This is a genomic window from Clostridiales bacterium FE2011 (genome assembly GCA_017569305.1).
Classification (GTDB): domain Bacteria; phylum Bacillota; class Clostridia; order Christensenellales; family Aristaeellaceae; genus Aristaeella.
Window position 1 is genome coordinate 1,273,098 of record CP069418.1, and the last position, 20,609, is coordinate 1,293,706.

Annotated in this window: 14 protein-coding genes; 3 read left to right on the forward strand and 11 right to left on the reverse strand. The window is 48.7% G+C overall.

The features are described 5' to 3' along the window. Positions 1-12 precede the first annotated feature (12 nt). The 5 genes from JRC49_05995 to JRC49_06015 all read right to left on the reverse strand — a co-directional run bounded on the left by JRC49_05995 (position 13) and on the right by JRC49_06015 (position 7,127). Positions 13-954: an ATP-binding cassette domain-containing protein gene (locus JRC49_05995; protein ID QTE72363.1), complete on the reverse strand. Its 942-nt coding sequence runs from the start codon at positions 952-954 to the stop codon at positions 13-15. Between the two features lie 2 nt (positions 955-956). Next, a complete protein-coding gene (locus JRC49_06000) occupies positions 957-2,762 on the reverse strand; it encodes an ATP-binding cassette domain-containing protein (protein QTE72364.1) in 1,806 nt (601 codons plus the stop codon). Between the two features lie 16 nt (positions 2,763-2,778). Further along, positions 2,779-3,738, reverse strand: coding sequence for an ABC transporter permease (locus tag JRC49_06005; protein QTE72365.1), 960 nt, complete (start codon positions 3,736-3,738; stop codon positions 2,779-2,781). Next, positions 3,738-5,321, reverse strand: a complete 1,584-nt coding sequence (locus JRC49_06010) for an ABC transporter permease (protein ID QTE72366.1) — start codon at positions 5,319-5,321, stop codon at positions 3,738-3,740. Before JRC49_06010 ends, JRC49_06005 begins: the two co-directional genes overlap by 1 nt. Positions 5,322-5,441: 120 nt before the next feature. Further along, complete coding sequence (locus JRC49_06015; GenBank protein QTE72811.1) at positions 5,442-7,127, reverse strand: peptide ABC transporter substrate-binding protein; 1,686 nt, start codon at positions 7,125-7,127, stop codon at positions 5,442-5,444. 874 nt (positions 7,128-8,001) lie between these two features. Here JRC49_06015 and JRC49_06020 point away from each other — a divergent pair. Both JRC49_06020 and JRC49_06025 read left to right on the forward strand, forming a co-directional pair. After that, a complete protein-coding gene (locus JRC49_06020; GenBank protein QTE72367.1) occupies positions 8,002-9,447 on the forward strand; it encodes a TldD/PmbA family protein in 1,446 nt (481 codons plus the stop codon). After that, positions 9,447-10,739 carry a TldD/PmbA family protein gene (locus JRC49_06025; protein ID QTE72368.1) on the forward strand — a complete coding sequence of 431 codons (1,293 nt, stop codon included), beginning with the start codon at positions 9,447-9,449 and terminating at the stop codon, positions 10,737-10,739. Before JRC49_06020 ends, JRC49_06025 begins: the two co-directional genes overlap by 1 nt. Before the next feature lie 60 nt (positions 10,740-10,799). Here the strand turns inward: JRC49_06025 and JRC49_06030 are convergent, their stop codons facing one another. The 4 genes from JRC49_06030 to JRC49_06045 are packed head-to-tail and all read right to left on the reverse strand — an operon-like array spanning position 10,800 to position 16,170. Beyond that, a complete protein-coding gene (locus JRC49_06030) occupies positions 10,800-12,356 on the reverse strand; it encodes an ABC transporter ATP-binding protein (GenBank protein QTE72369.1) in 1,557 nt (518 codons plus the stop codon). Continuing rightward, positions 12,353-13,282 (reverse strand): hypothetical protein, encoded by a 930-nt coding sequence (locus JRC49_06035; GenBank protein ID QTE72370.1) that lies wholly within the window; start codon positions 13,280-13,282, stop codon positions 12,353-12,355. The genes JRC49_06030 and JRC49_06035 overlap by 4 nt, the downstream gene beginning before the upstream one ends. Beyond that, positions 13,269-14,921 carry a YcaO-like family protein gene (locus JRC49_06040; protein QTE72371.1) on the reverse strand — a complete coding sequence of 551 codons (1,653 nt, stop codon included), beginning with the start codon at positions 14,919-14,921 and terminating at the stop codon, positions 13,269-13,271. Before JRC49_06040 ends, JRC49_06035 begins: the two co-directional genes overlap by 14 nt. Then, entirely contained in the window at positions 14,866-16,170 is a 1,305-nt protein-coding gene (locus tag JRC49_06045; GenBank protein ID QTE72372.1) for a radical SAM protein, read from the reverse strand. The genes JRC49_06040 and JRC49_06045 overlap by 56 nt, the downstream gene beginning before the upstream one ends. 465 nt (positions 16,171-16,635) lie before the next feature. Here JRC49_06045 and JRC49_06050 point away from each other — a divergent pair, with 465 nt between their 5' ends. Continuing rightward, a complete protein-coding gene (locus JRC49_06050; GenBank protein QTE72373.1) occupies positions 16,636-16,815 on the forward strand; it encodes a hypothetical protein in 180 nt (59 codons plus the stop codon). On the opposite strand, the gene JRC49_06055 is transcribed toward JRC49_06050, so the two are convergent. Together JRC49_06055 and JRC49_06060 are read right to left on the reverse strand one after the other, a co-directional pair. Further along, positions 16,797-18,692 (reverse strand): helix-turn-helix transcriptional regulator, encoded by a 1,896-nt coding sequence (locus tag JRC49_06055; protein QTE72374.1) that lies wholly within the window; start codon positions 18,690-18,692, stop codon positions 16,797-16,799. The two genes, JRC49_06050 and JRC49_06055, sit on opposite strands and share 19 nt — an antisense overlap. 419 nt (positions 18,693-19,111) lie before the next feature. Continuing rightward, on the reverse strand, positions 19,112-20,575 hold the full coding sequence (locus JRC49_06060; GenBank protein ID QTE72375.1) for a C69 family dipeptidase: 1,464 nt from the start codon (positions 20,573-20,575) through the stop codon (positions 19,112-19,114). Positions 20,576-20,609: the final 34 nt, after the last annotated feature.

A 20,609-nucleotide genomic window follows, 5' to 3' on the forward strand; every position in this document is an offset into this window, starting at 1 on the left:
CTGGTCTATCACTTAACCAAAGCGTTTCTTCTTCGCTTCGTCAATTTCTTCCGGTGTTCCGTACAGCCAGTGTCCGTTGCCCAGGTCCACCAGTGCAGGATGTTCGTTCTCGCCGTATTCCTTCGGCTCGTACACAAAGAGCTTTTTCTTCTTCTCCAGGATCGGATCCGGGATCGGAATAGCGCTCATCAGGGAGCGGGTATACGGATGCAGCGGATACTCGAACAGTTCTTCTGTTTCCGCCACTTCCATAATCCGGCCCTTGTAGATAACCACAATACGGTCGGAAATAAACCGGACGATGGACAGGTCATGCGCGATGAACAGGTAGGTCAGTCCCCGTTCCTTCTGGAACTTCTTCAGCAGGTTCAGTACCTGTGCGCGGATGGACACGTCCAGTGCGGAGATCGGTTCGTCAGCCACAATCAGTTCCGGCTCCATAACGATGGAGCGGGCCAGTCCGACACGCTGGCGCTGTCCGCCGGAAAACTCGTGGGGATACCGTGTCAGATGCTCCGGCAGCAGGCCGACGTCGTTGATGGCCTTTTCCACCTTCTCCATCCGGTCCCGGTCATTCTTGAAGAGATGGAAATTATAAAGGCCTTCGGAAATGATGTATTCAATGGTAGCGCGCTCGTTCAGGGAAGCCGCCGGATCCTGGAAAACCATCTGGATCTTGCGGATCACTTCCCGGTCGTCTTTCCGGCTCAGTTTGCCGGAAATCTTTTTGCCCTTGAAGTAAATCGCGCCGTTGCTGCAGGGATTGATGCGCACGATAGCCCGTCCGATCGTTGTTTTACCGGATCCGGACTCACCTACCAGGGAGAGCGTCTCGCCCTTATAGATGTCAAAGCTGACGTCGCTGACAGCCTTAAAGTTATTCTTTCCCTGATGAAATACCACGTCCAGGTTCTGGACAGAAAGCAGTACTTCACGGTTGTTCTGATTGTCCATGCTTACTCTCCTTCGCCTTCGGAATCACCGTAGATCTCAACCATCTTCTCGTGCAGGTTCTGGATGTTCTTCGGTGCTTCGGTCTTCGGTGCCCGGGGATCCAGCAGCCAGGTCTTGGCATAATGGGTATCGCTGACCTGGAACATGGGCGGTTCTTCCTTCAGGTCAATCGCCATCGCGTACTGGTTCCGCGGCGCAAACGCGTCGCCAACGATCTTGTTATACAGGGACGGCGGTGTGCCGGGAATGGAGAACAGGTCAGTTCCCCGTTCCGTCAGCTGCGGCAGGGAGGACAGCAGGGCCCATGTATAGGGGTGCTTCGGATCGTAGAAAATATCCTCCACTGTGCCCAGTTCCACAATCTGTCCGGCATACAGCACAGCCACGCGCTCCGCCACGTTGGCTACAACACCCAGGTCGTGGGTGATATAAACCGTCGTGAAGCCCAGGTCACGCTGCAGATCCTTGATCAGCCGCAGAATCTGGGCCTGGATGGTCACATCCAGTGCCGTGGTGGGTTCGTCACAAATCAGGATCTTCGGCTGGCAGCTCAGTGCGATAGCAATAACAATACGCTGCCGCATACCGCCGGAGTACATGAAGGGATAATCATCAAAGCGCTTTTCAGGCTCCGGAATACCAACCTTCTCCATGATGTCCAGCGTACGTTTCTTCGCTTCTTCCTGGGAGCACTTCTGGTGCTTCAGCACCACGGTCATGATCTGCTTGCCGATGGTGATAACCGGGTTCAGGCTTGTCATGGGATCCTGGAACACCGTGGCAATCTTGCAGCCGCGGATCTGCTGCCAGTCCTTGGTATATTTCACGTGGGCGCAGTCGATGATGGCGTAACCCACAACCTCATTCCTGGCTTCGTCCACAGACCTGTATTCCACATAGAACGCGCAGGTCTGGAAAATCCGGTTCAGGACCGCCTTATCGCGCAGGTCTTCACCGGCTTTCATCGCGTCCCGGAACGCCTTGTGCAGTTTGGGAATAAACTGGATCTGGGAGCGCATAGGATACCGGCCGATGGACAGCAGCGTCTCGTAGGCCAGGATCTTGTTGCGTTCGATCACTTCATCCTTCAGGCCGTATGGATTTGCCGGCTGCTCAGCCGTCTCGATCTTCTGTGTCCGGAGGGCCTTCAGGGCTTCCAGTGCCTTGGCGTCTTCTTCCGCTTCAGCGCTGCCTTCATAAGCAGCCGCCCGGGTATTCATAACCGCATCCCGGTCAGCTTCCAGCTTTTTGCGCTTGGCATCGATTTCTTCCAGCTTTTTCTCATTGGCGGCAATCTCCGCCTGGTCTGTCTTGGAATGCCGGTCCAGTGTCTGGAGATAATTCCGGATATCCACTGCGGCATCCTTCAGCGCCTTGCGTTCGGCTGTATACTTTTCTTCTTCTTCAGTGTTCAGGCCCTTTTTGTGCCTGATTTCCTGTTCTTTGGCAAGAATCTGCAGATATTCGGCAGCACCCCGTTCAAGGACGGAATCCTTGTTCAGCCGTTTGATGACCTGCTTCACCAGCCGTCTGTTCTTAGAGGTCAGCTTCACCCGGGTGTCGGACAGTTCATCATCCGCAAAGACAATGCTGCCTTCCGGAATAAATCCGTTGTTTTCCAGCATGCCGGCAAAAGTCTTTGTCAGCACGGATTTACCGGAACCGGATTCACCGACGATCGCGATAGATTCATTTTCAAAGATATCCAGGGACACATTGCGGATAGCGGTCAGGATTCGGCCGCGCACGTTAAATTTTACCGTGACGTTTTTCAGGGAAAGGAGGATCTTTCTGTTTTCGTTTGCCATTTCTGTTCCTCCCTCCTTACATATGCGTCCTGGGGTCGGTGGCGTCCGCCAGGTTCTGGCCCAGAACGTAAAGGATGATTGTAATCGCGGCAGAAATGACCACCGGCGGCCAGAAAGCCCAGGGGTAGGTCTTGAAAGCGCTCTGTGCTTCCTGAATCATCCGGCCCAGGGAAGGCACGTCAGCACTCAGGCCGATGCCGATATAGCTCAGGAACACTTCCATGCTGATATAGCTGGGCAGCTCTGTTGCCAGCAGCGTCACAATAACGCTGGTCAGGAACGGGAGCATATTCTTGCTGATCATCCGGTTGATCGGCGTACCCAGGCAGCGGGAAGCCAGGGAGTATTCCCGGTCGCGGATAATCATAACCTGTGTGCGGAAGAAATAGGCAATACCCAGCCAGCCGGTCACCGTCAGTGCGAACACAAAGCTCCAGAATCCGGAGCCGATGATGTACACCAGCACGGAAATCAGCAGGATATAAGGCACATTGGCAATAATGTTGTAGATAGCCAGCAGGATCTGGTCAGCCTTCTTGCTGTAGCCCCATACAGCGCCGACGATGATGCCGATTGACATATTGATCGCTGCGCAGATAACAGCCAGCAACAGGCTTGTCCGGGCGGAAGCCCAGATACCGGCAAAGATGCTGTTGCCTTGTCCGCCGGTGCCAAGCAGCCACTTGAAGCTGAATCCGCCGAAATAATTCATGGCTGCTTCCGGGCTCAGATAGTATGTTTTTGCGTTCGTCACATTTTCATACGGATCATAGGGAATGATTGCGGGAACAATAAAGCTCAGCGCGATCAGCAAAATAAACAGGATAATCAGGACGATATTAATCTTTTTGCGGAAAAACACGCGGAACACGCTCGCCCAGTAGGAATACCGGGGTGCGGTAATCTTTTCAGCCTGGATGGAGTTGATGTCGATAAACCCGAAATCGTTGTTCATCGTCTTTACGTTTTCAGACATTACCGGCCACCTCCTTTGCTGGTAGTAAGTGAAATCCGCGGGTCTTTCTTGGCCAGCAGCAGGTCGCCCAGAATCACGGCGACGAGAGAAAGCGCGGTATAGAACAGGGTACAGGCCACGATGATGCCGTTGTCATGGCCGGCCAGGGCAGTTGTCAGCAGGTTGCCGACGCCGGGAACTGCATATACACGTTCCGTAACGATAGCGCCTGTCAGACAGCCGAGAATGCTGGCCGGGATGCCGTGTACCAGGTAGATCATGGCGTTGGGAGAGATGTGCTTGCGGTATATCTCCTTTTCGCTCAGGCCCTCTGCCCGTGCGAACTTGACATAGTCGCTGTTCATCTGGTCGATCATGTAGCGCCGCATCCACTTCATCAGGCCGCCGATATCACGCAGTGCCAGCGAAACCGTCGGCAGCACATAGGCCAGGATCTTTACTTGCGCATTGGCAAACTTGTATGGCAGGTTGAACACGGTGGTACCAATGGTGGCAAACAGGAAAATATAGGCCAGGGACGGCACTGCCATGATAAAGATGATATAACCGTTGCCGATTTTATCGAGCAGCCCGTCCTTATGCCGCGCCATAGCAATGCCCAGCGGCAGGCCGATCAGGTAGGCAATCAATGTAGCGATCAGGCCGATCACGAAAGAGTTCTCAATCATGGACAGCCCGCTGTAATTGTAGGAATAAGTGGTGTATTGATCCGGGAACTGCTTCTGCTCTGCCGCGGTCCGCGGATTGTAGTTATAGGTCAGGCTGTGGAAGTCAATGGCGGTTTCCACATACTCATCCGTACCCACCATCGCCGGATACTGGGATTTCACTTTGACCTGTTCCCCTGCCGGACGGTGAATAACGTCTGTGATTTCCTGTCCGCGGTACCGGGTATAGGAAGTACCGAGGTTCAGATGAATAAAGTTCTGGTGAATGAACGGGAAACGTCCGTCCACATACAGCAGGTATTTATGAGTGGTACCCGAACCCACCAAAGCATAGAAACCGCTGTAGGGGTCCTTTTCCACCCGGATATAACGCTCCGTCAGCGCGGGATCGGTGACGTCGCCGGTTGTTTCCACAGTAATCAGCTGGGAAAAGTAGTTCCACAGGCGGGTAAACACACTTTTCTCATGAACGGCCAGCAGATAGGCGTTGCCGCCTGTCTTGACCTTGCCCGACTTGGCCCGGGCCGGAGCCACATAAGTCGCTTTGTATCCTTTCGCCTCGGTCTGGGCGATAAATTCCTGCACAGAAGCATTGTCCAGGTACGTATTTTCGTCCTGGATAGCATTCTTGTCGGCTTTATAGTCTTCGTTTTTGGTATAGTCGCTCCCGTACAGCGGCTCATACTTGTTTTTCAGGAAGTTCGAGTAATCCACGAACTCCAGGTAGCCATACTTCGAATACATAGTGTATTCGTAGTAAATACGGTCATTGTTGCTCTTTTTGTTCCATGTATCATCCATCTGGAAGATGACGTTACGGTTGATACAGGTGAACACCAGCAACATAACCGTCGCCACTACAATGATCAGGGAAAAGATGGAGAACAGGATCCGTTTTCCCAGGTATTTTTTCATGAATGCACCAACTTAATCATCATATTTGCCGTTTCAAAAAAAGGACAGGTGGGGAAGCGGCATATGCCGCTTCCCCATCCCTTCTGTCATAATGACATCCTTGGATCAGAAATCCGGTAATTAATACAGACCGATCACCTTGGTCATGTAGCCGGCGCCGCCGCCCAGGAAGGTGTTCAGGTAAGTATTGGGATCGCCGTAGTCAGGACCCCAGCCGGAGCCGTAGAACATATCGAAGTTACCGGCTTCGCCGTTGCTGGCACGATAGCCGCAGGCGTAGAAGTCTTCAGTGGTGGTTGCTTCGATCAGGTTCACGACGACGTTTTCAGCGCCCAGGGTCTCCTCGACCTTCTGCTTGTAAGCCTGGGACTGAGCGGTGTTGTTGGCGGAAGATCCGAGATAGACAACGTCGATCTGGATCGGCCAGGACACGGTGTCGCCCAGCTCTTCCTTAGCCGCAGCCAGGAACTCCTTGGCAGCGTCAGGATTGTACCAGCCGTCGCAGGCGTCAGCCACGGTGACCTTGCAGCCCATCTGATCAAGATAGAACTGCACGATTTCGCCGTACATGGTACCGGCCTTGAATTCGTTGCCGTCCGCATCCTGAGTATCCGCGCTCAGCTGCACGAACTCGGGGTGAGTATACATGTTGCGCAGGGAAGCGTACTTCAGGTCTTCGCCGCGCTGAACTGCATTGTAGGTGCCCTTGTCGAAGGCATGCTGCAGGGCCTTACGGAAGTTCTTGTTCAGCAGAGCGGTCTGGGTGTCGATCTTCTGCTGCTCGGTCTTCGGGGACTTGCAGGCGCCGCTGGCCAGTTCGAAGGTGCCGCGGTTCAGGTTCAGGCCGCCGAAGTAGGAGGTGGAGGTGGTGTCGGAAACATAGCCGTACTTATCGAAGTTACCATCTGCCTTGGCCAGGGCCAGGGTGCCGGAAGCTTCGGTCAGGGCTGTGCTGGCATAAATGCCGTCCACAGTGTCTTTGTAGGTCTGGGCGGGGTTGCCGCCGTCGTCATAAATCCAGGTGATGCTGTTCACGTTGATCTTCGCAGCATCGTAGTAGTTTTCGTTCTTCACAACCTTGATTTCGGAATCGCCGACCAGCTTCTGGAGCAGGAAGGGTCCGCAATAGACCTGGGAAGAAACGTCGGTGTTCTGGCCGTAGGTGTAGGTGCTGGTGTCAGCGGAAGCAGCGGTCAGTTCCTCGCCGCCGAACACGCCGCCGTGGCTCAGGTACCAGTCTTCGCAGATCGGCAGGAAGCAGCTGTAGGTCAGCATGGTCATGAAGTAGGAAGTGGGCTGTTCAAGCGTGACAACCAGGGTGTAGTCATCAGCAGCTTCGTAGCCGACATCTTCCCAGGCACCGCCCTCAGCATAGTAGGAGGTAGCACCCTTGATAACGCCGTCAACCAGCCACTCCAGACCGGCCTTGGCATCCAGCATGTGACGGAAGCCGGCAACGAAGTCCTTCGCGGTCACGGGAGCATACTCAGCGCCCTCGGAAGTGAACCACTTCGCGTCATCGCGGAGGTGGAAGGTGTAGGTCAGGCCGTCGTCGCTGATATCCCAGCTCTTGGCCAGCTTGGGCTCCATAACGCCCAGGTTGCTGTACTGCACCAGGCCGTCCACAGTCTGAACCGTGATTTCGGTGTCAGCCTGGGAAGAGGTGTTCAGCCAGTCCAGGGTAACAGGAGCGGTAGAGAAAGTGGTCTTGTAATCGGAAGCGAGCGTGTAGCCCATATCGGTCAGCATCTGGGCGGCGTTGTATTCGCCTTCACCGGCAACAGCCTTGGCCCAGGCTTCCTTCATGGTCTCACGGTCTTCCTTCTTGATGAACTCGTTGGCGATCACCATGGTGCCCCAGCGGTCATCATCGTTTCCCCAGTTGGCGTAGGGGATCGTACGGTAGGCGATCCGGGTGATGGCGTAAGCACCGCCCTGGGTCGTGGTGGGGATCATCACGGCGCTGTCCAGCAGATAAGCTTCAGCTTTGGCTTCCAGGATGAAGCGCTCATCGATGCTTTTAGCAGCTTCAGCAGCGTCCATCAGGGCGGTGAAATCGCCCAGCACTGCATCGTAGATCTCGTCATCGTCGCCGCGCACGTAGGCAGCTTCTTCTGCGAACGCAACGCTGCACAGCATGGCCAATGCGAGAACCAGAGAAAGAACCTTGGTCAGTTTGATCATTGAGAATCTATCCTTTCTTTTTGAAATATATTATCAATCGGGGTTCGCTCCCGACGAATAACCTTACGCACAACAAAAAATAGTATAAACGTATAAATATTCTGTTTTTACGGGGCGTTCCCCGGACAGTCCCTGGTAAAAGGTGCCACTCAGGCAAGACTCCCCTTCTAGATCAAAAATCGTGGAATAATTCTATCACAGCCTTATATAAATTGCAATCCGCACGTCTTGTATGTTCTTTGTCATACAACCCCCATAAATTGTATATTGGTATTTCGCCCCCGAAACAAATAAATTCAAGGGTTCCACCATTCTGAAACCAGTCAGAACCGCAATAATCGCGTAATCAGCCGATCTGTGCTTTCTCTGTCCTCTGGATACCGTCTATTGTATACAGTCTACAGGATGCAGGGCTTTCATCAGATTTTAATTTGACTTCCCCAAGGCCCCTTTGTACAATGCTTCTGTCGCAATATATGAGAAAAGGAGAACCTTCATGAAAGCACCTTTTTCATCTTATCTGAATGGAATTGCTCCTGGGCTGAAGGAGCTGATCACCCTGCTCCGCGGGCGGTATGACTACGTATCCGTACTGTCCACAGACTCCGACGGCTTTTCTGTCACCATTTCCCAGCGTTCCAGGAACGTATCCCATGAAACGATTGCCACGGAACGCGGCACAGTGGTTCGTGTGTACAAAAACGGACTCTATGCTGAATCAGCCTTTACCGGTTTTGATCCGGCCAAAGCAAAGGAAACCTTCGAAAGCATTACCCGGGAGCTGGACGCCCAGCTGCGCCTGCTGAACGCAAACGGTGTCAAGGCTTATGAAACCGGTATCCTTCCGGACGAAGCCCGTACTGTATTTGCGGAAAAGGAAACCGGCCGCCTGCCGAAAGAAGAAAACATTTCTGCCCTGGTGGACAAGCTGTCTGCCGTTTCCGATCAGGGGATGAAAGACGGAGCGGACAAAGGCCTGAATGTGATCGATTTCCATGTCCGCGCCTCCTCCACCCATGTCTGCAAGATGTTCCTGACCGAGCATCAGGATCTCCGCCAGTCCTACGTCTTCAGCGAGGGAATGGCCGCCGCACTGGTTGCCGGTGAAGACCGTACGGAGATGGCTTACACCTCCCTGTCCGGTCTGGGCGGTCCGGAACTGTTCGATCACATGGAAGATAAAATCCCCGAAGTCCTGCGCATCGCGAAAGACCTGATTTCCGCGGAGCGGGTTGTGCCCGGGGAATATGACGTCATCACCGCGCCGGAAGTTACCGGCCTGATCGCTCATGAAGCCTTCGGACACGGTGTGGAGATGGATATGTTTGTCAAGGGGCGTGCTCTGGGTGCCGACTACATCGGCAAACGGGTCGGTTCCGATCTGGTCACCATGCATGAAGGCGCCCTGTGCGCAGAAGATGTTACCTCTTATGCCTTTGACGATGAGGGAACTCCCGCCGGTGACGTCACGGAAATTGACCGCGGCATCCTGCGCGGAGGAATCTGCGATGCCCTCAGCGCCCTGCGGCTGGGCGTCAAGCCCACCGGCAACGGCAAACGGGAGAATTTCTCCCACAAGGTCTACACCCGCATGACCAATACCATGTTCGATTCCGGTACCAGCACCCTTGAGGAAATGATTGCTTCCATTGAAAACGGTTATCTGCTTGAAGGCATGCAGTCCGGTATGGAAGATCCCAAGCACTGGGGTATCCAGTGCATCCTCGACCGCGGCTATGAAATCAAAAACGGCAAGCTGACCGGCAAAGTGGTTTCTCCGCTGGTCATGACCGGTTATGTGCCGGACCTGCTGGGTTCCGTCTCCATGGTATCCACTGACCGGGAGAGCTTTGGTGCCGGCGCCTGCGGCAAAGGACACAAGGAATGGGTCAAGGTGGCCGACGGCGGTCCCTATCTGAAAGCGAAAGTGAGGCTGGGATAATGGCTGATATGAATAACGCAGCGCTGGACACGCTGCTGAATGTACTGAAAACCTCAGGGGCAGATGCCTGGGAAGTAACCGATGAGGAAGAAAAAGGCTGGGAATTCTACTTTATCCGTCACAGCCTGGACCAGCACAGGGTCAAGGATGTCCGTTCCTTCTCTGTCAGCGTCTACAAAAAGTTTGACGACTGCCTTGGCCGTGCGGAAGCGTCCATTCCTTCCGACGCTTCGGAAGAAGAGATGCGCCGCATCGTAAACGGGCTGTGCAGTGATGCTTCCTATGTTCGCAATCCCTTCTATACGCTGAATACTCCCAGCGCGGCTGAAGCGGAAACAAAAGCGGAAAAGATTGATCTGGAAGCCATCAGCGGTGATTTTATCAAAGCACTGGCTTCGGTTCCGGAAACAGAAACAGAAGACCTGAACAGCTATGAAATCTTTGTCAGTGAGATCCGCCGCCGTTTCCTGAACAGCAACGGCATCGATGTGACCTCCGTCTATCCCTCCTCCATGGTGGAAGCAGTGGTCAACGCCCGGAAAGACGGACATGAAATCGAACTGTACCGGATGCTCAAATCCGGCACCTGCGACCGGGAACAGCTGACCGCAGATCTGACTGAGGCCCTTACCTATGGCCGTGACAGGCTGGTTACTGTTCCTACTCCCGCATTGGAGAAGATGGATGTGGTCTTTGCCACCGATCCGTCCGTGGAACTCTATCGATTCTTTGCCTCCAAGCTGTTTACATCCGTGGTGTACCGTGGCATGTCCGACTGGAAAATCGGGGATATGGTTGCACCGGAAAACCTGACCATGCGTGCGGTACGTTCCCTGTCCAACTCTTCCCGCAACTTTGCGTATGATGAGGAGGGTGCTCCGATCCGTGACCTGACCCTGATCGATCACGGCAAGGCTGTCAGCTACATGGGCAGCCGCCAGTTTGCCCAATACTTGGGGATGGATTCGTCCTTCATCGCTTCCAATATTGTGGTGGACGGCGGAACCGAATCCGCAGCTGATCTGCGCACCGGTGATTTCCTGGAGGTTGTGGAGTTTTCCGATTTCCAGGTGGACCTGATTACCGGCGACATCGCCGGTGAGATCCGTCTGGCCTACCTGCACCAGGGCGGTAAGGTTACTCCCGTCTGCGGCGGCTCGGTTTCCGGCAGTTTCCCGGAACTGTCAAAGACCATGCGTTTCTCGAAGGAATCCCGGCAGTATAACACCGTCCTGATTCCTTCCGTAACCCGCCTGCAGGGTGTTACCATTACCGGCGTGGAAAACGCCTGATTACCCAGGCTTAAACAAAGGGCGGCCTCACATGTGAGACCGCCCTTTATCCATTAATTGTCAATTGGTTTTTGTTATATCAACATTAACAAAATCTTCCGGAAGATCGTCGTGCGAGATGATAATCGTAATCCGTCGTTCCTTCTCTGACTTAAGCATATCATAGATCTCGTCTGAAGTCTGACGGTCTATGTTGCTGCACACCTCATCCAGAATCAAAATCTCCGGGTCGGACAAAAGTGCCCGAACAATCGCGATCTTTTGCTTTTCACCGCCCGAAAGATTGGCTCCGCCCTCCAGAATTTCATCATCCAGCGTTTTGTTGCTTAACACAGAAGACAGCAGTGATATCTTCTGCAGCTGCGCGTCTTCAATGCCCAGATACTCTTTTCCAAACAACAGGTTATCTCTGACAGAACCCTTGATGATCGGAATGTTTTGTGAAACATATTCAACGTTTTTCCTCAATTCCTTATTATCAATATCCGACAGGCTGATCCCGTTAATCTTCACCCCGTCAATCTGGCGGAATTTCAGCAAGGCTTTCGCAAAGGTACTTTTCCCGCAACCGGACTTTCCGTAAATCCGTCCGATATCACCCTTGTGCAGTTCAGCATGCGCTTCAAAATCAAGAATTTTATCCGTCAGATCGATCTTGTTGACATCAATCGTCAGGGTCGATACTGCATCCATCCCGGTTCCGCCTGTTTCTTCCCCGTTTTCCTTCAGCATTTTTTCCAGATTCAGCGCCGCGACATAGTCCTTCTTGTTAATATTGGCCCGCGTGATCGATTGTACCGCTTCAAAATAGAGCGGGACAATGATGGTTGCGATCATCAGAAGATAAGGTGATGTTTTAGCCTCCAGGAAAGAATATACAATAAGCAGCATAATCACATTCTGCAGAATGGTTCCCAGGCTGGACAGCGCAATCGATGATGTTTGCGCGAACTTGTTGATCCTTGCCATCGCGTCATAGATTTTATCCAAAGCCGGATTCATCTTTTTGATCACAGGCTCCGTACTCGGCAGCTGCTTGAAGTAATCCGGTTCCTGAATATAACTCATGATTTCCTGAAAGCCGAGGCCTGTTTGTTTCTGCAGCTCAATGGACCGCTTGGTAAGCTCCTTATTAATCAGTTTGAAACCGAAATAGATGAATGGAATGAACAAAAGCATTGCTGCTGCAATAATCAGACTGACCTGACTTAAGAGTGCAATCGCCGCTGCCGCAATGATTACCGACGACCAGATCTGTATATACCCGCCTGTCATATATGCATATATGCCGGTAACCGCCGTAATAATCCGTTCGAGAAGGTTGGAAGGTCCTTCCTGGATGATCCTGTCGTATTTCATGTTCATGAAATTCCGCAGATAGGATCTGGCATTTTCTTTGTTGAACTTATTCGCGTAGTTTTCCCGATAGAGTACCAGAATCGTGTTTACGACATTCGTGATCAGTAAAATAGCAATAATCCAGATAATCCGCTTAACATCCAGTGAATCTCCGGATGACCCCCAGATCTGCAGGCAGATCGGCGGCATCAGGCTCAGGAGACTTGATACCACCACAATGCTCAGCATAAACACAAAGAACTTCTTATACTCTTTCATTTCTGTTCCTCCCTGTGATCCAACCTGTAACAAAGGTCTAAGATCTCTTCAGCATTATATTCACAAATATTATCAACCAGATAATCAGGTTCGATCTCTTTTACACTTCTATTTCCGATATAAAACTTTGTTTCCGGAACATGAAGGATAAAGCTTCCGAATTGTTTTCTTTTGCAAATCATATCTTTTCCATACATCTTCGTTCCAACAAGAATCGCATCTACATATTCTTGCGCTATGCCTGCGAATATTTCTGCACTGCTGCAGGTAATTCTGTCCACGATCAAATATACCGTTTTGAAAGGTTCTGATCTATCTGCACGGAAATTCAAGGAATTGTCCTTTTTATTTTGAAACATCCTCATCTTCGAGCCAAAGATCATCTCATATGCTGTCATCATTTCAGCGATTCTACCACCTCGATTCAACCGCAGGTCCAGAATGAGCGTTTGATTGATTTTTGTTTTCGATTCATCAATCGAGGTGAAATCCGCTACTTTAAGATATTGCATGCCTTTTTTACATATGTCGTTTCGTTCCTCCGCCAGAAGATTCACCTCGACTTTCTTTTCAAATAACTTAACATCACTGCTGCTTATTCTCAAGACCCAAAGCTTAACCTGTGCAGGGATATCCTTTATGTCCAGGCGTTTCTGGATTTTTTGCGGAGCGATCAAAAGATCCCCGGGTACTATTTCTTCCATTCCAGGATCAAATACTTTCTCTACTCTGTAGATATCATCTGCAAGCTTTCTGGTTTCGAAGCCCAGAATATCAGCAATGATCCGTTCATCACTTTCCATACGAAAATATGGAATTGACATGGTATTTACAATGCTCTCTGCCAGTCGTTTTTCAACATCCGGGTTATTGCTCTCCATGTCTGCAAGAAGGTTTATCACCTGTTCCAGATTACTGATATCCATACAGCTTTATATATAAACTCCTTCTATTCTGATAAAAGTAATTATTTTCAACATTCCATTTTACTTCAAATAAATCCGCCGAATGGAAAAGAAGATTAATAGCTGCATCGCGAACATTCTTTTTAAAAACTCCCCCAATATATCCCCCGAACGAATCAACATCTTGCGACAAAACTTTTTTATCCAGGATTAATTTCTCCATCATCATCAAGCATAGATATACTGGATCGCGTTTGCAGAGTTTAATATGATTGATCATAAAGTGGTAGGATTCTTCAATTTCTCCTTTTCTAAGATACATCAAGTTCAAGAATTCAAACATTTTGAATTTTGGAAGCTGTCTGCCATTTAACTTGACCGAAATAACCGGATAATGCAACCCGAGTTCCTTGTTTAATCCATTACTCTTTTCAAGGCTGGCTGCTAAAGCGTTCAGCTCTTTGACAGAAACAGATTTTGATTCAAACAAGGATTTGATATGCTTGTTTACATCAAACATCCCCCGTGCCTTGGGAATATCCTCCGGTGATGCAATCTCGCTCATTCCCGGAATGATGATCCGGAAGGCCTGAAAGGCTTCTGAAGAATTATCTTGATAATAAATCGTATAATTCAATGCTTCGATCAGGTTCTTTAATTGCTGAAAATACCCTTTATTATCAGATGCATCTGTTGATTTCAGCGTACTCTTACCATGATTCTTCAGCAACTCAATTGGAAATGAAGTGTTTCCATCCGTAAAATATCGCAGTAGCTGATCGTGCTCACTCGTAAAAACGTCTTCTATGTGAACCATATGGCTCATCTGTTGATTTGACCTTCCCTGTGCAAATTCCGTGAAACACCGTTCCAATGCGATATTAAGATTCGGATGCGCACCCATCTTCATAAAATATGTCTGGTTGTTTTGATTGATAAATATAACGCCAAGTACCGGGATTTCTTTACCCAAAGAAAAATCCTTAACGCAGACAGATATGCCCATATTTTCAAGTTTATTGATCAGCATATCAAAGTATTCGGCTTTTGCCAGTTCTTTATAATTATAATCTGGCGTTAATACTTTTCCGCTAAAGAGCTTCCTTGCAACATATCTCTCCAATATCTCGGAAAGGCCTTGTGTAAATGCTTCTTCATAGGAATTGCCGGCACACATTCCGTTTGTCCCATATAAGAAATCAGAAACCTTAGTCGGAACTATTATCTGATCTCCACTAAAGGAAATAAACACATCATCCTTCAGTGCTCTGGTCTTTCCAAGGCTCTTGGTGATTTGTTTTGTAAGATTTTCAATCTTTGATTCGGATACTCCGATTTTTTTAAGCAACAGCTCAACATGAATCTCCGATTTTTCGCATGAGTTTGACATCCAATACAATGTATCATTATTAATGCGGAAAAAAGCCTTGTTCAATAAACGTTCCTGCATTTCCCCGTGTGCACTTGCCAGTGCTAATTCCCGGTTAATCCCTTTTCCATTTACCGAGAACCCGGTTCCTGGAATTTTAACTGATACAGAATACAATCCACTGTTGTTTTCATGCCACTCTTCAATAAAGAAGATTTTTTTGCTTTGCAGATATTCAGTGCTGATCCGTATCGTGTCGATCGGTTCCCGATCCTTCGCTCCCTGATACATCACAATTCTCCTTCTGAAAAAGGTTTTTTATGTCGGCAATCGCTTTTTGTTTATAAAACTCACAGAAGAAATCGTTGCATCGTTCCAACTGTTGATATAGGTTAAAAGTAATAGCTTTGCAGCCATTTCCGCAAAAATACTTGTATACGCAATCCCTGCATTTTTCAATGCTGTTAATATCCCTTTGCGGTATGACTGTTTCTGCCTTTTCCCTCATCTGCCTCCACCAGTTTTCATTTTTGATATTTCCAAGAATGAAACCCGGCTTTATTAAGCTTTGACAGGGATAAATATCTCCGTTGGAATCAATCGCAATCTCTGATTTTCCAGCTCCGCATTCGACTATTTTTTGTTTGGATGATCCGTTCGAAAACTCATTCTGAGGCGGAATAAACTCATCCCATTCCTTAGAAGAATTCGGAAGATATCCACTCGTAACATATCGTACCCCCATCTCCCGCATCCGTTCTCTCAGAGATTCGATATCATTTACATTATATTTTGTTATTACCGTACGAACGGTCAGCTTTCTTTTTTGTTCTTTATCCAAACCATCGATATTTGAAAACACATTGTAATGAGCCGAATTCTCTCGATTTCGATCATTGTTTTCAGCAATGGCGGAATCCAGGCTGACTATTATTTCGTTCGCATATCGAAATATGCGTTTAACTTCATTTTTCAACAATGTTCCGTTTGTTAAAACATTAACCTTGCAATCTGCAGGAACAGACATCAGTATTTCTTCCAGGTCTGTTCTCAATGTGGGTTCTCCTCCGGTGAAAACAAATGTTCTCACGCCTTTTCCGTACAGTTTATCGATAGCACTCTTCCATTCTTCCGTGCTAAGCTCTTCACGTCTTGAATTTATATTTTTTTTGTTATAACAATAATAACAATTCAAATTGCATCTTTGCGTCACATGAAGATATGCAACTCTTAATTCCTGATCGCAGCTGAGCTTATTATACCGATGGCAAAAATCTTCTTTCTGGAAATCCTCTTTCCTGATAAAGAAGATTTTTTTCTGGACCATCTGTTCCGTAAAGTCTTCATAATCTTTTGGATCTATCTGATAACATTCGAACATTGTGTCCAATGACATTTTGTTCTGGTTCTCAACAATCGTTTTATATAAATACATTTTGGAATATGAAAGCCGTATTGCTTTCCGCAAGTTTCCACAATAAAGGATATATTTACCTTTATCTGGGATAATTGTATATAGTGGATCACTGTAATAAATCATCTTACTTGCCTCATTGTTTTGAATTCATGCAAGGGACATTGCCCAACTCACACAACGGGCAATGTCCCTTTGCAAATGATTAAGATCCTGATCCGGAGGAAAGTCCGCACAGGCAATGCAGTTCGAAGCTGGCTTCGGTCTCGAGTTCGTCATATTCGATGACTTCAACTTCTTCCTGCTTGTTCATGTTTTCCAACATATTTACGTCCTCCTTTCTAAGATGGCACTTGAATATCAGTGCATTCTTGTATTAATTTCAGCAAATCATCTTGAATATCTATTTCACGTGACTGCCGAAACTATAATTAAATCATAACGAAATAACGTTGCTGAACAATCAACTATCATGAAACACTTTGAGAGTAATAGACATCTATTTTGTTTCTTAAAGTATTATTCTCATCGAAAAACAAAAAAAATAGAATACTACCCATAAACTATATTGTTTTTAAGGAGATGCTGGTTATGAAAAAGATTATTGCTATGATAGTTGTTTTAGGTCTGGTTCTTTCTGCTTATGTATGCAGTTTGTCAAACTCTTCTCCTTTAGACAACTCAATACTGGTTGCAGAAGGTGAAACTGATTACACTCAAGGTAAAGAATTGAGAGGCGACGCTGGCTTTTATTACATGAAATCAATCTGATATTCTGCTAAAAGACTCGTCAATTCTTCCGCTAAATCATTTTCCTCAATAAGGAGAAGATTCTGACGCACAAAGTCAATTTCATCCTTCAGGTTATGCAGCATCCAACCGCGTTTTATGATTGATCTGATGTGTGTAAACATATACAGCACTTTGTAATCACTATAATACCTCATTAGCGGGGTTTCATATTGCTCTTTCATTTTATCCAGTTCCGAAAAAGTGTTGTTTGTATAATAGTAGTACGATAAATTGTTCATCAGTACCGGAATATAAAAGCGGCACTGTTCTTCCGGAAAGTTGTAATTTGTCAGCATTGAAAGAAGTTCTCTTGTCTCTGCGATTCCCTTGTTCGGATTGTTTCTGTAATGGCAATGACAAATATGCTGCACGATGTTAATTTCTGTCCACGACATTCTCTTGGTCAACCGGTTCTGCGCATAATTCTTTTGCGTGAGCTGGATGGCCTTTTTTAGTTCTTTTTCCATTTCACATTCTGGCAGCAGAGCAGCAGCTTTCCATAACATCACATACTGCTGCACCAAAGGATCTTTTGCCATATGCAGTGATTCGATATTGTTTAGGGTATCAGCAACATCCTTTTTCCGCTTTGTAGTCAGAAAAAGAAGATTCCTCTTATAGGAGTAGTATTCTTTTTCTTCAGATGAACCGTAAAAATCAAATATGCGTGTCACGATTCCAAGTCTTTGAATGATCGCCTCCGCCAATGTCAATCGCGGCACAACATCGCCTTTTTCGATTTTATAAAGGACGGAACGGTTGCATAAGCCATCACATGTTTCATCAAGAGACAGGCCCTGTTTTTCACGCAAATGCTTGATCACATTTCCCAGACCAAAGCCAAATCCATCCTCGAAAGAATAAACACCTTTAGACATGGAAGAGGGATCATGTCTTTGGGGAAACATATAATTCTTCTTTGTTTTTCTTCTAATGAACAGCTTTTTAAAGCCATCAGGGATACCGTCACATTTGTCCAGAAATTGGCAGCAGGTATTGATATAAGCCGGTCCGGAAAGACTGGATCCTGCATTCAGCTGCCGAACTTTTCCCTCAGCTTTTTCATAATGGCCATTGATATATAATGCTGCTGCATAAGCAAAACAAGCACGTAATGTCGGTACGCTAATAAAGCTGTTGACCGCGTTATGATAATCTTCATACGCTCCTTCCACAGATGCTTTTTGTGGATCAAAATTCAAGAGATAATGCTGACGCAAAAGCTCCACAGCGCCATGCGGGAAACGTCCCCCCGTATTTCTTTCTGAAACGGGAAACTGTTTCTCCACAATGGCTAGAATCCGAGAACTGTTCGTCTGATCATTCTGCAAAATGCATACTTCGCCAAGCATTATCAGAAGGCGTGTTTCCACTGAAAGAAGCATCCGCTTTGGAGAAATCTTGTTTATATCATCGCAGCCAGTAATGCTGAGCGCATGAAGGAGCAACTCCTTTCTGGCTGCATAATCTTCATGGCCGGACAATTCCAAAATATAGGCATGATACATCAACCATTGTTGATAATACAGCTTATTTTCAGCAAAATAACTTTCTTCAATTTTTCTTAATTCGTCCAGCGCAATAGAAAACTGCCAGGAATCAATGTAAAAATCCACATTGCTCACAGCCATATAACACTGAAAATCATCAAGGCTGACAAATTGAGGATAAGGATTAATCATTTCCCCGCATTTTTCTGTCAGGCTTTGAAAAACAATCGGAGAAATAGCTTGTTTGCCATTTTCAATATTGGAAAGAGTCTGAACGGAACATATGCCATCGCAGAAATCCCACTGAGACATACCAGTAGCTAGCCTGAGTTCTCGAATAATAGATCCGGCGTCTCTAACTGCCATAACAGATTCCTTTCACATTCAAGCGTATTTGGATTATTGGAATCAGTGGTATAGTGTCATTTCTTTGGTCTTATATATTTTCGGTTTTCTATGATCAATATGAGACATTTTCATTATATAGAATTGCTCCCGCATGTTCAAAGCCAAAACACTAAAAATGCAAAAACGAACGTCGCGTTTGCATGGTTTGCACGCATGAGGGAATAGCCTGCGCTTCCTGCACCTTTCGCAAAGCGTCCGCCGGGTCTTCTGTGTACTCGGTGCTGTAATCCTTGCTGCTTACAACGAAAAGAAAGTCATGGATACGATTCAGTCCCGGAAGGAATAACCGTGTTTCCGGATCAGTGATACAGAATCATAAGGGGATGCCACACGAAGAAGTGAGGCATCCCCTTTGTTTGTTCGGTTGTCCAGCCGCATTAATTGTCCGCCATCTTATAGCCGTTCTTCATTTTCTCACTGGCCGTCAGCAGGATCTTGTTCAGCGTGGCTGTGGTTTCCTCCTTCGCCATGGCGCAGATCTTCCCGTTGGCTTCCTCCGTCAGGGAGAAGTTGCCGGATTCGATCATCTTCCTGTCATATTCCCGGATCAGCGTCCGACCCTTTGTCATCACTGTCAGCTCATACCGTTCAATGTTCTGGACCGTGGAAGCGTACCACGGATCCGCCAGGGCGCCGATCAGCCGGCTGCTCCAGTAATAGTTTTCCGTGGAGGTGTCCAGTGTTACCTTGCTCAGGTAGTCCGGGATCCGGCTCACATTTGTGTACAGCGGCAGGGCGGCGCCGAAGGTGGTGGACCCGAAGATGATCCATTCAATGCCTTTGATGGCGTCCGGCACATCCGGCCGGATCTGGCAGATGCTGGTTACGCCGGTGCGGTTGATGCCGATGGACCGATACATGCCCCGCATTCCCGTATCCCGGTTGATATAGGGATCATACGGCGTTCCCTGGTAATGTCCGGACAGCATATATTTCACGTCCTCCGCCGCCACCTTCCGGTCCGGCTTCAGGCACCAGGGGATATTGTCGCTCTCCGGCGTGAATTCAGCGTCCGGTCCGTCCCACCGATGGCTTTCCGGGGTCAGGTACCGGCCCATGAACCAGGCCCGGGGCGTGTTGTAGATATGGTCCATATCCCGGCGGCTGCCGAAGATGTCCCGGGGGTTGAACTTCCCATCCTGGTTCAGGTCCAGGTGATTGTCCCGGATAAACTCCTTCAGGTCCGCGGAGCACAGGTTCGCCTCCTGCTTTCCGAAGGCGTCCTTCAGGTCAAACCCGTCCATGCCGAACTGGTTCGGCATGATCACCACGCTGTCCTCCGGAATCCGCCGCGCCATCCAGTGATGACCGCCGATGGTTTCCATCCACCAGACCTCATGCTCGTCGTTGAAGGCGATGCCGTTGGACTCATAGGTGCCGTACTGCTCCAACAGCTTTCCCAGCCGTTCCACGCCCTCCCGGGCGCTGCGGATATAGGGCAGCACCAGCACCACAATATCCTCTTCCCCGATGCCGCCGGGCACGTCCTTTTCCTTCCGGGTCTTCGCCTTTTTGTATTCCACCGGCGGGTCCGCCGCCAGCACCCGGGGATTGGAGGTGATGGTCTCCGTGGCTGTTATACCCACGTTGGCTTCGTTGATGCCCGTGGCGGCCCAGACGCCGTCCTTCGGGTCCACGCTGGGGCAGGAAGTGTATCCCAGCGGGTTTTCCGGAAGCTCAATCTCCACATGGGATATTTTGCTGATATACTTCTTCGGCTGATCCTTGGGGTTCACCTTGATCAGCTTCTTTACGTCAAAGTGTCCGTCGTCCGTCCGGGCGATCATCGTGGAACCGTCATTGCTGGCTTTCCGTCCCACCAGCACAGTCGTACAGGGCATGAAAATATCCTCCTTACACAGAACCTGCGGAATA